At 47.4% G+C, this 17,587-nt stretch carries 16 protein-coding genes; 10 read left to right on the top strand and 6 right to left on the bottom strand.

All coding sequences use genetic code 11. From position 1 onward, the window contains the following. Positions 1–441 precede the first annotated feature (441 nt). Positions 442–1,761 carry a bifunctional folylpolyglutamate synthase/dihydrofolate synthase gene (locus tag GX419_11165; protein ID NLI25253.1) on the bottom strand — a complete coding sequence of 440 codons (1,320 nt, stop codon included), beginning with the start codon at positions 1,759–1,761 and terminating at the stop codon, positions 442–444. Between the two features lie 12 nt (positions 1,762–1,773). Then, positions 1,774–2,283 (bottom strand): nitroreductase family protein, encoded by a 510-nt coding sequence (locus GX419_11160; protein NLI25252.1) that lies wholly within the window; start codon positions 2,281–2,283, stop codon positions 1,774–1,776. 105 nt (positions 2,284–2,388) lie between these two features. Between GX419_11160 and GX419_11155 the strand changes: the two genes are divergently transcribed. The 8 genes from GX419_11155 to GX419_11120 all read left to right on the top strand — a co-directional run bounded on the left by GX419_11155 (position 2,389) and on the right by GX419_11120 (position 11,780). After that, a complete protein-coding gene (locus GX419_11155) occupies positions 2,389–3,720 on the top strand; it encodes a PhoH family protein (protein NLI25251.1) in 1,332 nt (443 codons plus the stop codon). A 55-nt stretch (positions 3,721–3,775) separates the two neighbouring features. Continuing rightward, on the top strand, positions 3,776–4,282 hold the full coding sequence (locus tag GX419_11150) for a histidine phosphatase family protein (protein NLI25250.1): 507 nt from the start codon (positions 3,776–3,778) through the stop codon (positions 4,280–4,282). A 157-nt stretch (positions 4,283–4,439) separates the two neighbouring features. Continuing rightward, positions 4,440–6,551, top strand: coding sequence for a polyphosphate kinase 1 (gene ppk1, locus GX419_11145; protein NLI25249.1), 2,112 nt, complete (start codon positions 4,440–4,442; stop codon positions 6,549–6,551). A 99-nt stretch (positions 6,552–6,650) separates the two neighbouring features. Further along, the gene (mtaB, locus tag GX419_11140) at positions 6,651–7,952 is read left to right on the top strand and encodes a tRNA (N(6)-L-threonylcarbamoyladenosine(37)-C(2))-methylthiotransferase MtaB (GenBank protein NLI25248.1); all 1,302 of its coding nucleotides are present in this window, start codon (positions 6,651–6,653) and stop codon (positions 7,950–7,952) included. A 133-nt stretch (positions 7,953–8,085) separates the two neighbouring features. After that, positions 8,086–8,880, top strand: coding sequence for an inositol monophosphatase (locus GX419_11135; GenBank protein ID NLI25247.1), 795 nt, complete (start codon positions 8,086–8,088; stop codon positions 8,878–8,880). Then, positions 8,877–9,767 carry a lysophospholipid acyltransferase family protein gene (locus tag GX419_11130; GenBank protein ID NLI25246.1) on the top strand — a complete coding sequence of 297 codons (891 nt, stop codon included), beginning with the start codon at positions 8,877–8,879 and terminating at the stop codon, positions 9,765–9,767. The genes GX419_11135 and GX419_11130 overlap by 4 nt, the downstream gene beginning before the upstream one ends. A 43-nt stretch (positions 9,768–9,810) precedes the next feature. Continuing rightward, positions 9,811–10,713 (top strand): hypothetical protein, encoded by a 903-nt coding sequence (locus GX419_11125; protein NLI25245.1) that lies wholly within the window; start codon positions 9,811–9,813, stop codon positions 10,711–10,713. A 23-nt stretch (positions 10,714–10,736) separates the two neighbouring features. Then, a complete protein-coding gene (locus tag GX419_11120) occupies positions 10,737–11,780 on the top strand; it encodes a glycosyltransferase family 2 protein (protein NLI25244.1) in 1,044 nt (347 codons plus the stop codon). A gap of 251 nt (positions 11,781–12,031) precedes the next feature. Here GX419_11120 and GX419_11115 read toward each other — a convergent pair whose 3' ends face one another. Genes GX419_11115 through GX419_11100 form a run of 4 tightly spaced genes read right to left on the bottom strand, consistent with a single transcriptional unit; the run spans position 12,032 to position 15,019 of the window. Continuing rightward, positions 12,032–13,165 (bottom strand): CapA family protein, encoded by a 1,134-nt coding sequence (locus GX419_11115; protein NLI25243.1) that lies wholly within the window; start codon positions 13,163–13,165, stop codon positions 12,032–12,034. Positions 13,166–13,170: 5 nt separating this feature from the next. Further along, a complete protein-coding gene (locus GX419_11110; protein ID NLI25242.1) occupies positions 13,171–13,986 on the bottom strand; it encodes a TPM domain-containing protein in 816 nt (271 codons plus the stop codon). Further along, positions 13,983–14,432 (bottom strand): TPM domain-containing protein, encoded by a 450-nt coding sequence (locus GX419_11105; GenBank protein NLI25241.1) that lies wholly within the window; start codon positions 14,430–14,432, stop codon positions 13,983–13,985. The genes GX419_11110 and GX419_11105 overlap by 4 nt, the downstream gene beginning before the upstream one ends. Before the next feature lie 2 nt (positions 14,433–14,434). Then, positions 14,435–15,019: a LemA family protein gene (locus GX419_11100; GenBank protein NLI25240.1), complete on the bottom strand. Its 585-nt coding sequence runs from the start codon at positions 15,017–15,019 to the stop codon at positions 14,435–14,437. 122 nt (positions 15,020–15,141) lie between these two features. Here GX419_11100 and GX419_11095 point away from each other — a divergent pair, with 122 nt between their 5' ends. Next, entirely contained in the window at positions 15,142–17,166 is a 2,025-nt protein-coding gene (locus GX419_11095; GenBank protein ID NLI25239.1) for a urocanate hydratase, read from the top strand. A gap of 52 nt (positions 17,167–17,218) precedes the next feature. Next, on the top strand, positions 17,219–17,587 hold a 369-nt coding region (locus GX419_11090; GenBank protein NLI25238.1), incomplete at its 3' end, for a hypothetical protein.

Raw genomic sequence — 17,587 nt, 5'->3', positions numbered from 1 at the left:
GTCTTGAAAAACTCAATTGACGAATCGACTAACAAAATCTAATCAGATTTTATACCTCAGGATTACCTCGATAAGTCAATAGAAACAAGTTGTTTAAATGTTTTTTGTGTTTCTGTTGACTCATCTCGTTTAAAAAATTAAGGATTTCATGAACTAATTCCTGTCAGTTTTGCCTCGCTGAAATTGAAGTGGTAGCGCAGTATGCAGGCATGCCATTCGTTAACACTAACCTATTATGTATTAGTTCGCTTACAAAAAAATACTCACATTTAATTGGGTTTAATTAAAAAACCCACCGCGCCTGTCATAAGATGAAAGTATTTGTCAACCAACCTAATTATTAACTAAAACCTTATGAAGAAAAATAGAAAGCGGCGCGGTGGGTATTACAAAATTACAACGAAACATATTTCGTTTTAGTATTTTTTGTTGAAAAATTAATTACTCGTTTCTCCCTGACTGATTCAACGCTCCCAGCAAATCGGCTACCACAAAAGTACTTCCGCCGACAAGAACAAGATCCTCTTTTTGTGCATGGTTCATGGCGGCTTGAAAGGCCCCGTAAACAGTGTGAAACGGCTTACCTTTCAGCCCGGCAGAAGTTGCTGCCCGGGCAAGTTCTTCCTCGTCAAGCGCCCGCTGGATATCAGCCCGGGTAAAGTAATATTCAGCATCGCGTGGAAGAATTTTCAGCACCTTGTCAAGAGGTTTGTCATTCACAGTGCCATAAACAAAATGCAGTTTTTTGTGGGGAGTCTGCCCGATCTGCGCAACCACCTCCCGTAAACCGCCTTCGTTGTGACCGGTGTCGCAAACAACCAGCGGATGCTTTCCCAAAACCTGCCATCTGCCCTGTAATCCGGTATTTTTCACCGTATTTCTAATTCCTCTTGCCATCTCATCCCAATTTGCACGGAACCATGCACTTTCATTCAGGATGGCACAGGCTGTAAGCACAGCCGGGATATTCTTCATCTGATACATTCCCAGCAGATCGCTCTCTACTTTTACCTCCCTGCCGGTACCGTCTTTTAAATATAAGGTTTGAATCCCGTTTCCGTTTGATTCCCTTTTCACAACCTGCCACAGTCTGCTGGCAAAAACCAGCCTGCTGCCGCACTCCTTTGCCTTGTTTTCAAATACCTGCCGTACTTCCTCCTGTTCCTCGCTGATGACAACAGGAATACCTTTTTTGATAATTCCGGCCTTTTCGCCTGCAATGGCCTGCAGGGTATTTCCCAGAAGGTCGGTATGATCCCAACTGATATTGGTAATTACCGAAAGTTCGGGAGTAATGATATTGGTAGAATCAAGCCTTCCGCCCAGTCCTACTTCAATAACCGCTACTTCTACCCCTGAACGGGCAAAAAAGTCAAACGCCAGTGCCACTGTCAGTTCAAAAAAAGAAGGTTTGGTCTTTTCAATGAGTTCATAATACCGTTCTATAAACCGCACTACCTCCTCTTCCGGAATCATTTGCCCGTCAACTTTTATCCGTTCCCTGAAATCAATCAGGTGGGGTGAGGTATAGAGCCCCGTTCTGAAGCCGGCCTCCTGCATAACCGATGCCAGCATATGGGCCACGGAACCCTTTCCATTGGTTCCCGCTATATGGATGCTCCTGAATAAACGATGGGGATGGTTCAGATACTCATCCAGCAGAACGATATTCCCCAGTCCTTCCTTATATGCAGGTTTCCCTACCCTGTGGAATGCCGGTAAACGGCTGTACAAAAATTCTATCGCTTCCCTGTAATTCATTGTGTAAATCTGCTACCAGCCGTTTTCGTGAATGCGGTCAGGCCGGAAACGGTCAGGCACCGGGATTTTCTCTGCAGGATAACCAAGAGAAATAACGGAAAATGGCTGAATGTGATCCGGAAACCGGAACAAGTCCCTGAGCGCTTTTTTTCTTTCTTCGCGCGGATGAATACCAACCCAGACCGCACCCAATCCGAGTCCGTGGGCCGCCAGAAGAATATTCTCGGTGGCTGCAGCACAATCCACCGGCATGTAATCAGGCGTATGGGCCAGGGTCACATCCCCCAGGACTACAATAGCGGCAGCAGCCTGCCGCAGCATTGAGCCATAGGGATGCACGTCGGCAATTTTGTTCAGCAACTTTTTATCGGTTACCAGGATGAAATGCCATGGCTGTTTGTTCACTGCCGAAGGAGCATACATTCCGGCTTTAATGAGTTGCATCAGTACTTCACGGGGTATCTCCTGCCCTGTATATTTTCTTATACTTCTGCGGTTAATAATAACATCAAGGATGTTCATAAATTTTAAAACCTGCTTGCTATTATTCAGTATAATTGAACAAAAACCGGCGCGAATTTATTGAATTATTTGGTAACCTCATTTCCTTAACAAAAACAACATTCTATGGGAAAGAAATCACGGAAGATTTTTGTGATCGACACAAATGTGCTCCTGCATGATTACACCTCCATTTACAATTTTGAAGAAAATGATGTAGTTCTTCCCATCGTGGTGCTGGAAGAGCTTGACAAAATGAAAAAGGGCAACGACATGATTAATTATAATGCCCGCGAATTTACCAGGGAACTGGACAAGCTCTCAGGAGACAAACTTTTCAACGGAGGAATTCCTCTGGGAAAGGGAAAAGGCAAGCTCAGCATCGAAACCGGGAAACCATTTTCTCCCAGGCTGAAAGGATCTTTTCCTGAAGAATCACCCGACCACCGGATTCTTGCCATAACAGAATACCTGCATAACAAACACAGCGACAGGGCAGTCATTCTGGTTACGAAAGATATTAATCTGCGGATGAAAGCCAAGTCGCTGGGCATCATGGCCGAGGATTACAAAAGCGACAAGGTGGTGGACCTGGAGATTATGCAGAAGAACATTCAGGTTATCAGCAATTTTAACCACGAGCTGATTACAAGGCTTTATAATGAACCACAGGGGATACCGGTTGCCGAATTCAAATTCAGGGAAATGCCGGTAGCGCATCAGTACCTCATCCTGAAAAACAACAGTCACAGTGTGTTAGCACATTACGATCCTTACTCAAAAACCATCGGAAGGGTCGAAAAGAACCGTGCCTATGGTATCGAGCCGCGGAACGCAGAACAGGCCTTTTCGCTTGATGCCTTGCTGCGCGACGAGATTCAGCTGGTAGGCCTGACGGGAAAGGCCGGGACCGGGAAAACCCTGCTTGCCCTTGCCGCAGCCCTTCATCAGGAACGTAAATTTGAACAGATCTTCCTTGCACGCCCTATCGTACCCCTGGGAAACCGCGACCTTGGCTACCTTCCGGGCGATATCAGTGAAAAAATTGCTCCCTACATGCAACCTCTGTTCGATAACCTGGCCGTCATCAAACACAAGTTCAAGTCACAAAGCAAAGAATACATCAAGATAGAGGAAATGCTCAAGGATGAGAAGCTGGTCATCACCCCTCTTGCCTATATCAGGGGCAGAAGCCTGTCGAACGTCTTTTTTATCGTGGATGAAGCGCAGAATCTGACCCCCCATGAAGTAAAAACCATTATTACCCGTGCCGGCGAAGGCACCAAAATGGTCTTCACAGGCGATATTCAGCAAATCGACTCCCCTTACCTCGACAGCATGTCGAACGGGCTAAGTTACCTGGCCGATAAGATGCGCGGGCAGGAATTGTTTGCCCACGTAAACCTTGTCAAAGGCGAACGCAGTTACCTGGCTGAGCTGGCCAGCAACCTGCTTTGATAAACCGGAAATATTCCATAGCTTTGCATCGCACTTAAATCCGGTTCATCTGATTATGGAAAGCAATCTGCTCGAACTGCACATTGTACGGCATGGAAAATCTTCCTGGGACTATCCTCACATTGCCGACATTGATCGTCCGCTTACCGAACGGGGTATTGAAAATGCCCACCAGATGGCCCAGCGGTTTTTGGCGAATTATCATACCCCTGACCTCATTATCACAAGCTCTGCTGCCAGAGCCGTCCATACATGCCTCATCTTTGCCCGCATCCTGCACGTTCCCTTTGAACAGATCACAATCAATGACCTGATTTATAACGGAACAGACGATGAAATTCTCGGGATGATCCATTCCACCCCTCCCGGGGTCAAACGGCTCATGATTTTTGGTCATAATCCGGCCTTCACCGACCTGGCCAACCGCTTTCTTCAGCATAAGATCGACAATCTTCCAACAGCCGGAATCGTCTCACTGCATTTCAATGCACCCGACTGGCTCGAAATAAACCGTGGCAACATGGTTTCCGAATTTTTCGATTTCCCCAAGAGACTTACATGAAGGGAAGGAACCGGTTCCGGTTTAAATCCTTTCTTAATACCAGGCATCAACAAACAGGTCTCCGGAGAAAAAAATTTGTTTCTCTTCCCGAATTTGAATAAATTGCAAAGTTGTAATTAATTTGTCATCAATCACCTAACCTGGAAACTCACTTCCCATGGCAAGAAAGATTTTTAACCGCGAAATAAGCTGGCTTGCTTTTAACCACCGGGTTTTGCAGGAAGCTGCCGATCCGAATGTGCCTCTGCTGGAACGGATTAAATTCCTTGGTATTTTTTCCAATAACCTCGACGAATTCTTTAAAGTGAGGGTGGCCACCATCAAAAGGATGATTGATGTCCAGGAAAAAAACCAGACCGTTGAAGGGGAAAGGCCCCGGAAAGTTCTGGCCCAGATTCAGAAAAAGGTGATTGAACTCCAGAGCGAGTTTGAAGACACATTCAGGAAAATTTTAAAAGAACTGGAAAAGGAAAACATTTACCTGATCAATGAAAATGGGCTGAATGAAGAACAGGCCAAATACGTCCGCACATACTTTGAAGACAAGGTTCTGCCGGCACTTTCTCCTGTTATGCTTTTCAATGTAGAGGAATTTCCTGCTCTCAGGGATAAATCCATCTATCTTGCAGTCCGTTTGAGCCATTCCGGAAAGAAATTGCCGCCCGAATATGCCCTGATCGAGCTTCCTACGGCGGTTATAAGCCGTTTTCTGGTTCTTCCCAAAGAACAGGACCGCACGTACATTATTCTTCTCGATGATGTTATCCGCTTTTGTCTGAACGATGTGTTTGCGATTTTTCCCTACGATACCTTCGAGGCATTTACCATTAAGCTTACCCGCGATGCGGAGCTTGACTACGATAACGACCTGTCGCAGAGTTTCCTGGAAAAAATAGCCCAGGGGCTGTCAAACCGGAAGTCGGGCCAGCCTGTGCGCTTTGTTTACGATGGCTCCATGCCGCCGGAGATGTTCAATTACCTCATTCAGCGCATGGGCCTTGACGTTGACGATAATCTTATTCCCGGAGGCCGGTACCACAATTTCAAAGACTTCATGAATTTTCCCGACCTCGGGAAAAAACATCTCCTTTATCCCCCTGCCCCTCCGGCCGAGCATCCTCTGATGCGCACACCCGGCAGCATCCTTGCCATCATGAAACAGCAGGATTTTCTGCTTCACTGTCCTTATCAGAAGTTCTCGCATTTTATTAACCTCCTGCGCGAAGCGGCCATTGATCCTGACGTTACATCAATCAAAATTACCCTTTACCGTTTGGGTCAGAACTCCAAAGTTATTCAGGCACTGCTGAATGCCGCCCGCAACGGCAAGGACGTGACCGCTATTCTTGAACTTCAGGCACGTTTTGATGAAAAAAACAACATTTACTATGCCAAGAAGCTGGAAGAAGCCGGAGTTAATGTAATTTTCGGCCTGAAGGGGCTGAAGGTTCACGCAAAACTTGTACTCATTACCCGCAGGGAAAACAAACAGAACGTCCAGTACGCGTGCGTTGGTACAGGAAATTTCCATGAAGGGAATGCCACCGTGTACACCGATCTGCTTCTTTTTACCTGCGACAAACGCATTACATCGGAAGTTGAGCGTGTTTTCAGCATTTTCAATGAACCTTACCACAATTACACTTTCCGTTACCTTCTTGTCTCTCCTCTTTCGATGCGGCAACGTATCACCCGGCTTATAGACAACGAAATCAAAAACGCCCTTGCCGGAAAAGAAGCGTATATCGACATAAAAATCAATCACCTTGTTGACCGCGGCATGGTGAATAAACTCATGCAGGCGCAGGAAGCCGGTGTAAAAATCCGCCTGATTGTGCGAGGCATCTGTTCCATCTATACCGGCCATGCATCCGGAAAGCCCATTGACGCCATCAGCATAGTGGACAAATACCTTGAACATGCCCGGTTTTTCTTTTTCTGCAACGGAGGAGAGGAATTGTGTTATATTTCTTCGGCCGACTGGATGACGCGCAACCTGGATCACCGTATTGAAGTGGCTTCTCCTGTTTTTTCGCCCGAATTAAAAGAAGAGATAAGGAAAATATTTGAAATTCAGTGGAGCGATAACGTAAAAGCACGCATTATCAACGATCAGCAGAACAACCCCTACCGGCCTCATACCCATCCACCTGTGAGGGCTCAGCTGGTAATCTACGATTTTTACCAGCAGCTTCAGGAAATTCCGGTTAACCGTAAACCCGCACCTTCCCTGGAAAAAGCCACAGTAACACACCTGAGCAGAGCCTGATGCTTTGAACCCGGATGCGTATTAAGAGAGCAAGCGAACTGATGCACAGTGTGGGTTGAATTCCATTTCGTATCTTTGCTGGCTTCTGAAATTGTTAATATGCTCACACCCAGAAAGGTTGCCTTTGCTACCCTTGGCTGCAAGCTCAATTACGCTGAAACTTCAGCCATAGCCAGAAAATTTGCCGAAGAAGGATACCAGCGAACACCCTTCAGCCAGAAGGCCGATATATACGTAATCAATACCTGCACGGTTACGCAGGCCGCCGATAAAAAATGCAGAAATCTCATCAATAAAGCCCTGCGAAACAAACCAGGAGCCATCATAGCTGTTGTTGGCTGTTACGCACAGCTCCGGTCCAAAGAGCTGGCCGGGTTGGGAAATGTCGATATCGTTCTCGGTACGAAGGAAAAATTCGATATCCTGCATTATCTTAAAGAATTTGAGGCTAACCGGCAAAGCATTATTCAAACCTGTACCATTGAACAGGTAAATGAATTCATGCCAGCCAGTTCCATCAGCGACCGCACAAGAGCCTTCCTTAAAATTCAGGACGGTTGTGATTATAAATGTTCCTACTGTACCGTTCCCCTCGCCAGAGGCCGAAGCCGTAATGAACCGGTATCTGAAATTGTTAAACAGGTAAACGAACTAACGCGGAACGGCATCAAAGAAATTGTGCTGACCGGCGTCAATATCGGCGATTTCGGTAAAAGCACAGGTGAAACCTTTTTTGATCTGATCAGGGAACTGGACAAAACGACAGCAGAAGTTCGGTTCAGAATTTCAAGCATTGAACCCAACCTCCTCACTGACGAAATTATCGATTTTATTGCCAGTTCAAACCATTTTGTACCCCACTTTCACATACCTCTCCAGTCGGGGTGCGATTCGGTGCTGGCAGCCATGCGGCGACGCTACAAACGGGAAGTGTTTGCCAGCAGGGTGCAGAAAATTATGGAACGTATGCCGGATGCATGCATTGGAGCTGATGTCATCTCCGGCTTTCCGGGAGAAACCGAGGAACATTTTAACCAGACCTATGAATTCCTCAAAAACCTGCCCGTCAGCTATCTTCATGCATTTACCTATTCCGAAAGAGACAATACGCCGGCCGCGTCCCTGCCCGGTAAAGTAGCCCATGCCGTAAGGGAAGAACGTACGCACAAGCTCATCGGCCTTTCGGAAGAAAAACGCAGGGCATTCTACCATGCCCATCTGGGAACAACCCGCAACGTCATCTTTGAATCTGCCCGAAAAAATGGTTTTATGTCGGGATTTACCGACAACTACATCCGTGTTGAAATGCCTTATGATGCCAGAATAATCAATAAAGAAGTTCCCGTCAGCCTTCTGAAAATCAATCCTTCCGGTAATGTGCTGGGAAAATTTCCTTCGTAAAAGATGCCTGTGGCAAACACGGCAAAATAATAGGTACTTCCTTGTATAACAGCAAAAATTGCGCTTATTCGCATTCCTGTTTTTGATTTCGGTCTTTCTCGCCTAAATTTGCCCTTTCGTTTAAATTACCATTATGAATCTTGAAAAACTGTGTACCGAAGTAAGGGAGTTATCGGCCGAAACGGCTGAATTCATCCGCAAAGAAGCCCCGAAAGTGGCTTCTGATACGATTGTTTCAAAAAGCCTTCACAATTTTGTTACCCATGTAGATAAAGGATCGGAAGAACGGCTGATTGCCGGACTGAGCAAAATTCTTCCGGAAGCAGGTTTTATTGCAGAAGAGGGTACCCGGCATGATACCGGTCGTGAGTACATTTGGGTAATTGACCCATTGGACGGAACCACCAATTTTATTCATGGCCTTCCGCCTTATGCCATCAGCATAGCGCTTATGAAAGGGAATGATGTTCTTCTGGGGGTGGTTCACGAAATCACCTCCGGCGAATGCTTCTGGGCCTGGGACAGAGGAAAAGCCTGGCACAACGGAAAGGAAATTCACGTAAGCAACACGTCCCACCTGAAAGATGCTCTGATAGCAACCGGATTCCCTTACACAGACTATGAGAAAATAAGGCCTTTTATGAAGACTCTCGAGTACCTTTTCAATAATTCCCATGGCGTGCGAAGGCTTGGATCAGCAGCCATTGATATTGCTTACCTTGCCTGCGGACGTTTTGATGGTTTCTATGAATATGGCCTCAGTCCCTGGGATGTGGCCGCTGCCGTTAAAATCCTTACAGAAGCCGGAGGAAAAGTTTGCGATTTCAAAAAAGGAAACAATTACATCTTTGGCCGGGAAATTATTGCCGCCAATACCGGTATTTTTGATGAATTCAGTACGGTCATCTCCGATATGCTAAGGGAATGAAAAACAGAGAATCAGTAAATTTCTTTTATTACCCCACATTCTTTTTTCTGAAACTGACAGCCTGCCTTCCGCTGCCGGTGCTTTATTTCTTTTCTGACTGCCTCTATCCTGTTGTTTTTTATGTTATCCGATACCGCAAAAAAGTGGTATTCCGTAACCTTCGCAATGCGTTTCCCGAGAAATCTGAAAACGAAATCCGCATTCTGGCCAGAAGGTTTTACAGGAATTTTTGCGACGTACTGGTAGAAACGCTTAAAATGTTTCATTTTACTGAAAAGGAACTGGCCAGGCATATTGAATATGCGAATCCCGAAATTCTTTATGATCTGCACAAAAAAGGAAAAAGCGTCATTGTTGTAGCGGCCCATTATGGAAACTGGGAATGGCTTGCAGGCCTCCGAACCCACTCGCCCTATCACATCATTGCCGTATATAAACCTCTTAACAGCAGGATTTTTGATAACATCATGAAACACATCCGCACCCGTTTCGGGGCGGAAGTAGTTCCGATGGCCAATATTTTAAAGTCACTCCTGCGACATGCCGAGCAGAAGCACCTCACCCTTTCGTGCTTCATTTCCGACCAGTCGCCTGTAAGACAAGAGATTCAGTACTGGACCACCTTTCTGAATCAACGCACACCGGTATATCTGGGAACAGAAAAAATAGCAAGAAAGACCAATCAGGCAGTTGTATTTATGTGTCCCGAAAAAATCAGGAGAGGTTACTACCGGGTCCATATTACCCCTGTCACCGAAAACCCTTCGTCTTTGCCCTTGCATGAGATTACAGAACAGCATGTAAAAATCCTCGAGGAAGCTATTCGTAAAGAGCCTTCGCTCTGGCTCTGGTCGCACAGAAGGTGGAAACATTCCAAAAACATATAGCAGGATAGCGTTTCTTTTCGTAAGATTCCTATATTGCACCGATATGAAAAAGGCCCTTCAGGCAATCCTATTCTGGATTTACTATCCGGTTCTCAGGGTTTTTACCTGGATGCCCCTTCGTTTGCAGTATGTGCTTGCTGACCTGCTGTATCTTCTTATGCGCATCACCGGTTACCGTAAAAAGGTTATCAGAAGCAACCTTAAAAATGCATTGCCTGAGAAAACCGGGAAAGAACGAAAATGCATCGAACGCAAATTCTATCGTCACCTGGCTGACAGCCTTCTCGAATCGGTAGCACAAATGGGATTCTCCGGGAAAGAGCTTGCCCGGCGTTTCCGGTTCAAAAATCCGGAACTGATAAACTCATTCGCCCGACAGGGAAAAAGCGTGCTGCTGGCAACTGCTCATTACGCAAACTGGGAATGGTTTACAAGCTTTCCCCTTATAAGCCCGTTTAAGGTACTGGCTATTTATAAACCCTTACGCAATCCGTTCATGGACAAGCTTTTTGTAAGAATCCGTGAACGGACCGGTGCCATTGCCTGCCCTATGGAAGATGTTGTGAGAAAAATCTATTCCTTCCGGGATCAGAACATCCCCACCCTCACCTATTTTATTGTTGATCAGCGACCTTTGCGGAAAAGTATCGGTTACTGGGACATTTTCCTTCACCAGGAAACTCCGTTTTATCTGGGTATTGAAAAAATTGCCCGTAAAACCAATTATCCGGTATTCTTCATGAAGGTTGACAAAATAAAAAGAGGAACCTATGAAGCAGAATTCATATTGCTCGAGGAAGAACCTTCCGGAACCTTGCCCTATGAGATAACCCGAAGGCATATTCGTCTGCTGGAAAATATCATCAGGGAAAAACCTGAACTCTGGCTCTGGTCCCACCGCCGTTGGAAGCATAAACGGCGTCCGGAAGAAATTCTTCCTGGCTGAAAGAACTTAATTTACAGGAGCTTATGGTACCTGATACTGCTGTTGTTATACTGAACTGGAACGGAAAACATTTTCTCAGGCAATTTCTGCCTTCTGTATTAGCCAATACTACCAAACGAGCAGACATCATCGTTGCCGACAATGGTTCAACTGACGATTCGGCTGAATTTCTCCGTACCCGATTCCCGGAAATAAAGTGTTTATTTTTTCCGGAAAATTTTGGCTTTGCCGGAGGATATAATAAAGCATTCCGACAGCTGGAAAACTACAGGTATTTTGTTCTGCTCAACTCAGATGTTGAAACACCTCCGGGATGGCTGGATCCCCTGCTGGATGCCATGGATAAGCATAAAAATGTGGCGGCCTGCATGCCCAAAATTCTCTCCTGGTCTAATAGAGAACAGTTTGAATATGCCGGAGCAGCGGGAGGATTTTTGGACAAGCTGGGATATCCCTTTTGCCGGGGAAGGATTTTTGATTTTCTTGAAAAAGATCAGGGGCAGTACGACACTCCGGTCCAGATTTTCTGGGCCACAGGCGCCTGCATGGCCATCCGGAGTGAAGTCTTTTTTAAGACAGGAGGATTCGATGAAACATTTTTTGCCCACCAGGAAGAAATTGATCTTTGCTGGCGCATTAAAAACAGAGGATTACAGATTCTCTGCCTGCCATCATCAAAGGTATATCATGTGGGAGGCGGAACTCTTCCGGCTGAAAACCCTCACAAAACCTATCTGAACTTCCGTAACAACCTTTTGCTTCTTTACAAAAACCTGCCGGCCGCTGAAGTAAACAGGATTCTCTTTCTCCGCAGAATCCTCGACGGAGTCTCTGCCCTCCGCTACCTCCTCAGGGGTGATGTTGCCAATATGAAAGCCATTCTGAATGCTCATCTTGATTTCTATCAGATCCGTCACAAATACAGATCCTCAGGAGCCCAGCTTCCGCGCCCTGCCAGGAATGTACGCCACTCTTCCATGTACCAGGGATGTATTGTCTGGGATTTTTTCATCCGAAAGAAGAAGCGCTTCAGTGACCTGAATTTTCCTGCCGAATTCTTCGGGTAACAGTTATCCCGGATGGCGCATAAGGAGTGCAAATGAACCAATTAGCAGTGTGAAGGCCATTGGGATTAGCATCCGTCGTAACCGCTCTGAAACGCAGTGAAATTCGCAAAGGAACTTGAGATTTTGTAAAAGTGACAGATCAGTAATTTTAAGAAGATAGCCCCATTACTATAATTTCCGATTTTTTCTTTTCCTCCGGCATGCTTTCGGCAGAACTAATCCACAGGATACCGGAGTGCCAGGAAGAAAATTCAATGACCGGAAGCAGCTGCCGGAAGACTGGTCTGGCTATAAACAGCCTCAGGAATACCCAACAGATGCTCCCTGCAGTCGGTAAAAAACTCGAGCATCCTCTCCCGCTCAGAGGCCTCCATGACAAAGGGCAGGGTTTCTACACTTCCTGTGTCCGGGGGAGGCGGAAGGAGAAAATACCTTTGCCCTTGTCCCGGAGGTTTACGATAAACATATACCGGGGTCCATTCCACTGATGAAATGTGCACTGCAGAGTCTTTCCTTACTTCGAGCAGTGCCATGATGCCTCCGTTCCGGTATCTGTCGCGCTGGTTGGAAATAAAATTACCCAGCGACCAGAAAACAGGGCGCTGAAAAAAACCGTCCAGAGTATCCGTAAGAATTTCTATTGGCTGAACCACATGGGGGTGGCTTCCAATGATTGCATCCACACCAAGATGGAAAAGAAATCCTGCCAGTTTTTTCTGAACCGATGACGGAAACCGCTCGTATTCCTCTCCCCAGTGCATAAAAGCAAGAATAAGATCGGGATGCAGCAGTTTGGTCCGTTCCATATCTTTTCTGATGAGGCCGGTGTCGATCAGGTTCACAATCCCCGGCGTGGGGAAAGGCATGCCATTGGTACTGTAAGAGTAATTCAGCAGGGCCAGGCGAATTCCTTTGGCTTCAACCAGAAGGGGATAAGCAGAATCCCGTTCGGCCTGACTTCGAAAGGTGCCAGTATATGTAAGCTTCAGAGAGTCGAGGACATTGAGTGTCCGCACCAGGCCTTCATACCCCCGGTCGGCTGCGTGGTTATTGGCTGTACAGAGCACATCAAAACCGGCATTTTTCAATGCCAGACCAAGTGCATCGGGACTGCTGAATCTGGGGTATCCTGTATAGGGCGGCCCGGCAAAGGTAAGTTCCAGATTTCCGATGGCCAGATCAGCTGATTCAATGATTGGCTTTACAAAGACAAAACAGGAGTCATAGAAGTAACTTCCTGCATCACGGTTCCATGCCGACTCGATCTGGGGACTGTGGCCCATGATATCTCCGGTGAAGAGCAAACGCAGAACCGACGAATCGGTCTGCGACCATCCTGAAAGGGAAAACCCTATAACAAAAAAGAAAAGAAATCTGAGCCGCATGTTCGTTACCATGATCCTCCGGCACCTCCACCACCGAAGCTTCCGCCTCCGAAACCGCCAAAACCGCCTCCCCCGCCTCCTCCAAACATACCGGAACCTGAGCTGAAGCTTCCCCAGCTACCCCGGTGCGATTTACTTCCGCTGTTGGCCATCATCAGCCACACCCACCAGGGAATGCCGGATTTTCCAACTGAATAATGCCGAGAACGACGGGCATTTGTCATTACCGAAATCAATACGACAATCAGCACAAGCAGAACAACAGCAACAACACCTCCTGCTGCACCGTTTCCACGCTTCATGTAATCATCAGCGGTAAATTCCTTGCCGGTTAAGCCCATCAGGATATTGACAGCAGCATCCAGCCCTCCGGCATAATCTCCCTGCTGAAAGCGCGGGATAATTTCGTTGCGGACAATCCGCGAGGCTACAGCATCCGGCACAACGCCCTCCAGGCCGTATCCTACCGCAATAAAAACCTCTCCTTTTGAACGTTCCGTTTTGGGTTTTACCAGCAGCAGGATGCCGTTGTTTTTGCCCTTTTGGCCAACACCCCACTTCTCGGCAAGCCGGAATGCATAATCCGAAGGGTCATATCCTTGCAGATCGGGCACAATGGCTATAACGATGGCTGTTGAGGTTCGGGCAGTAAAATCATCCAGCTTCTGCTCCAGCTTCCGGGCATCCTGGGGAGAAAGAAAACCGGCATAATCATTGACAGCCTGCGGTGGCTCCGGACGTGGAGGAAAAACATCTTCCTGCCCGAAAATCATTCCTCCCAGGATAAAAAACAGAATAAGGGAAATGCATTTGGTTTTCATTGTGCTGTTTCCTCCCCGTAAGAAATATCATCCTTCAGTTCGTTTGTATCTCCTTCCTGCCATGGGAAGTACTGTTTCAGCTGTTCGCCGGCCAGTCTGATTCCTTCTGCCAAACCTTCTGCCAGTTTTCCTTCCCGGAAATATGAGACCATCACCTCACTTACATGATCCCAGAAACCCGCCGGTACCCTGGCATTAATTCCCGCATCGCCCAAAATGGCAAATTTACGGTCCTCCATTGCTACATAAATCAGAACCCCGTTCCGTAATTTGGTCTTGTGCATTCCCAGCGTGGCAAAAAGATAGGCTGCCCTGTCAAGAACATCGGTTTTGCAGTCCTTTTCGATATGCACCCTGATTTCTCCCGATGTTTCCTTTTCGGCCTGAGCAATAGCATCAAGTATTTTCTGCTTTTCCTCAGGAGTAAAGTATTCGTCTGGTTTCATAATCAGAACTGGACAGTGGGTGGTTTTTCAGCTCCTTCAACAGCCTTGAAATACTCCTTCTCCTTGAAACCGAAAATTTTGGCTGTCAGTATGTATTGCCACTTGCGGATAGTGGAATTGTATTGCTGGGTAATTTCATTGAATTTTTTTCGTTCCACCGAAATCCGGTTTTCCGTGCCTTCCAGCTGAGCCTGCAGGTCAAGGTAGTTCTGATTGGCCTTCAGGGTAGGATATTGTTCAACAACCACCAGAAGGCGCGACAGGGCAGAACTCAGATTGTCCTGGGCGGCCTGAAACTTCTGGAAGTTTTCAGCCGTCAGCTGGTCGGCCGAAATATTTACTGAAGTTGCTTTTGCCCGCGCTTCAATAACCTGGGTGAGCGTTTGCTGTTCAAAGTTTGCCGCACCTTTCACGGTGTTCACCAGATTGGGTATCAGGTCAGCCCGCCGCTGATAGGCATTCTGAACCTGAGCCCATTGCGATTTTACCTGTTCGTCGAGGGTAACCATTTTGTTGTATCCGCAGGACGACAGCAAAAAGGGCAGAACCACGCCTGCCAGAAACCATAGGGAATGTTTTCGTTGCATAAATACGATCTTTAATACCCAAAGATAAACATTCCGGCGGAATGTTGTAAAACAACGTCCGGTTATAAAAAAAACATGCTTCCGGCATTCTTCAAAAGTGATAACTTTGTAAAAAAACACTCATGAACGATTTCCAGCAGGCTATTCTTCAGGGTATTCCCAATGAGTTGCCTCCGGCACCGGTTTGGGATCCTTCGGTGAACCATGCGCCAAAGCGCAAGGATTTGCTTTCATTCGATGAAAAAGTGCTCGCCGTGAGGAATGCCCTCAGGTACTTCAGGCCCGAGTTTCATGACGTGCTCGCCCGGGAGTTTGCAGAAGAGCTCAAAAACCATGGGCACATATACATGTACCGCTTCCGGCCGACGTATCCAATAAAAGCACGTCCCATTGATGAATACCCCTGCAAATCGAAAAAGGCTGCTGCCATCATGCTGATGATTTCCAACAATCTGGATGAAGCGGTGGCCCAGCACCCGCATGAACTGATCACATACGGAGGCAATGGTGCAGTATTCCAGAACTGGGCTCAGTATCTGCTCGTAATGCAATACCTGGCCACCATGACAGACGAGCAAACCCTGGTTATCTATTCCGGCCATCCGGCCGGACTTTTTCCTTCGGCTCCTGAAGTACCCAGAGTTGTGGTTACCAACGGAATGATGATACCCAACTATTCTGCAGCCTCGGAATATGACAAATACAATGCTCTGGGCGTTACCCAGTACGGACAGATGACTGCCGGCAGTTACATGTACATTGGCCCGCAGGGGATTGTGCACGGAACCACCATCACCGTGCTGAATGCCGGTAGAAAATATTCCGGCCATACTGCATCCGACCTGCGGGGAAAACTTTTTGTAACATCCGGACTGGGAGGCATGTCGGGAGCCCAGCCCAAAGCGGCTACTATTGCCGGCGGCGTCTGCCTGATTGCCGAAGTGAATGAAAAAGCCCTCCGGAAAAGATACCACCAGGGGTGGGTAGATGAGGTATATACCGATATCGGTAAAGCCGTAAGTCAGGCCCTCAAGGCAAAACAAAAAAAAGAACCCTTGTCGGTAGCCTATCTGGGAAATGTGGTCGATGTCTGGGAATACATTGCCGCCCGGAATATTGAAGTGGAACTGGGCTCTGATCAGACCTCCCTTCACAATCCTTACGGGGGAGGATATTATCCCGTTGGCCTCAGCTTTGAAGAGGCCAATACGATGATGGCCGGTGACCCTGGGACATTCCGTAAAAAAGTCCATGAATCCCTTCGTCGCCAGGTAGAAGCCATCAATCAGGTGGCTGCCCGGGGCATGTACTTCTGGGATTACGGTAATGCTTTTCTTCTGGAGTCATCCAGAGCCGGGGCTCCGGTTTTGAAAGCGGATGGCTCGTTCAGATACCCCTCGTACGTTGAAGATATTATGGGCCCCCTCTATTTCGATTTTGGATTCGGACCTTTCCGCTGGGTCTGCACTTCATGCCATCCCGCTGATCTGGAAAAAACTGACAAAATTGCCACGCAGGTACTGGAAGAGTTGCTCAGGGAAAGCCCCCCGGAAATCAAAACACAGCTGAACGACAACCTCAACTGGATAAAAAATGCCGGAAAAAACAATCTGGTGGTAGGAAGCCAGGCCAGAATTCTCTATGCTGATGCCGCAGGACGCATCCGCATTGCCGCCGAATTTAACAAGGCGGTGCGGGAAGGTCTCCTCAGTGCTCCGGTAGTGATTGGACGCGACCACCACGACGTGTCGGGCACTGACTCTCCCTTTCGGGAAACGTCCGATATCCGCGACGGATCGAAATTTACGGCTGATATGGCGGTGCACAACGTCATTGGTGATGCCTTCCGCGGCGCTACCTGGGTTTCACTTCACAACGGAGGCGGTGTAGGCTGGGGCGAAGTCATTAACGGAGGATTTGGCATGGTACTTGACGGAAGCCCATTGGCCGACAAACAGCTTCACAGCATGCTCTTCTGGGATGTGAATAACGGAATCAACCGGCGCAGCTGGGCCGGAAACCCCAATGCACGCCTCTCCATCGAAAGGGAACTTCAGCGGACCCCCCTGCTGAAAGTCACCTTGCCCTGGCAGGCAGAAGAGCAACTGGTGAGGAATACCATCAGCAATATGTTCTGCAATGAATGATTTCTATAAGCCAAATCCATTGACGGAACAATCTTCCTTGATAAAATAACATATGCATCGGAGAACAAAGAAACGGAAAACGATTCGACTGCCTCAGATTGTAGCATTTGGACTGCTCATTCTGCTCGCCGCCTGTGAAGCCGATGTGCCCTATCCCGATAACCCCGCCCTTGAACTGTCAGGAACATGGCAATGCCGTGAAACCAGCGATAAATACCCCCCTGCTTCTTATACCGTAACCATAACCTCTGCATCTTCCTCCGGCGAGGAAATTGAAATCAGTAATTTCTATCAGCTCGGACAATCCAGAAAGGTACGCATCCTGATTCAGGGGTATTACCTGAGCATTCCTGTCCAGACGGTAGATGGTTTTTCGATCTCAGGAAGCGGAAGTGTGAACGGACGATTCGATCAGATCTCC

The sequence above is a fragment of the Bacteroidales bacterium genome (assembly GCA_012517825.1).
Classification (GTDB): domain Bacteria; phylum Bacteroidota; class Bacteroidia; order Bacteroidales; family JAAYUG01; genus JAAYUG01.
The sequence above is the reverse complement of the archived record's forward strand: the minus strand, read 5'-3'. Positions and strand labels throughout refer to the sequence as shown.

Excerpts from the sequence above, each read along its gene's own strand:
- GX419_11135 (NLI25247.1), top strand. The coding sequence starts at position 8,086 with ATGAATCTTGAAAAACTGTGTACCGAAGTAAGGGAGTTATCGGCCGAA.
- GX419_11165 (NLI25253.1), bottom strand. The coding sequence starts at position 1,761 with ATGAATTACAGGGAAGCGATAGAATTTTTGTACAGCCGTTTACCGGCA.
- GX419_11130 (NLI25246.1), top strand. The coding sequence starts at position 8,877 with ATGAAAAACAGAGAATCAGTAAATTTCTTTTATTACCCCACATTCTTT.
- GX419_11150 (NLI25250.1), top strand. The coding sequence starts at position 3,776 with ATGGAAAGCAATCTGCTCGAACTGCACATTGTACGGCATGGAAAATCT.
- GX419_11095 (NLI25239.1), top strand. The coding sequence starts at position 15,142 with ATGAACGATTTCCAGCAGGCTATTCTTCAGGGTATTCCCAATGAGTTG.
- GX419_11125 (NLI25245.1), top strand. The coding sequence starts at position 9,811 with ATGAAAAAGGCCCTTCAGGCAATCCTATTCTGGATTTACTATCCGGTT.
- GX419_11110 (NLI25242.1), bottom strand. The coding sequence starts at position 13,986 with ATGAAAACCAAATGCATTTCCCTTATTCTGTTTTTTATCCTGGGAGGA.
- GX419_11120 (NLI25244.1), top strand. The coding sequence starts at position 10,737 with ATGGTACCTGATACTGCTGTTGTTATACTGAACTGGAACGGAAAACAT.
- mtaB (NLI25248.1), top strand. The coding sequence starts at position 6,651 with ATGCTCACACCCAGAAAGGTTGCCTTTGCTACCCTTGGCTGCAAGCTC.
- GX419_11105 (NLI25241.1), bottom strand. The coding sequence starts at position 14,432 with ATGAAACCAGACGAATACTTTACTCCTGAGGAAAAGCAGAAAATACTT.
- GX419_11155 (NLI25251.1), top strand. The coding sequence starts at position 2,389 with ATGGGAAAGAAATCACGGAAGATTTTTGTGATCGACACAAATGTGCTC.
- GX419_11100 (NLI25240.1), bottom strand. The coding sequence starts at position 15,019 with ATGCAACGAAAACATTCCCTATGGTTTCTGGCAGGCGTGGTTCTGCCC.
- GX419_11160 (NLI25252.1), bottom strand. The coding sequence starts at position 2,283 with ATGAACATCCTTGATGTTATTATTAACCGCAGAAGTATAAGAAAATAT.
- ppk1 (NLI25249.1), top strand. The coding sequence starts at position 4,440 with ATGGCAAGAAAGATTTTTAACCGCGAAATAAGCTGGCTTGCTTTTAAC.
- GX419_11115 (NLI25243.1), bottom strand. The coding sequence starts at position 13,165 with ATGCGGCTCAGATTTCTTTTCTTTTTTGTTATAGGGTTTTCCCTTTCA.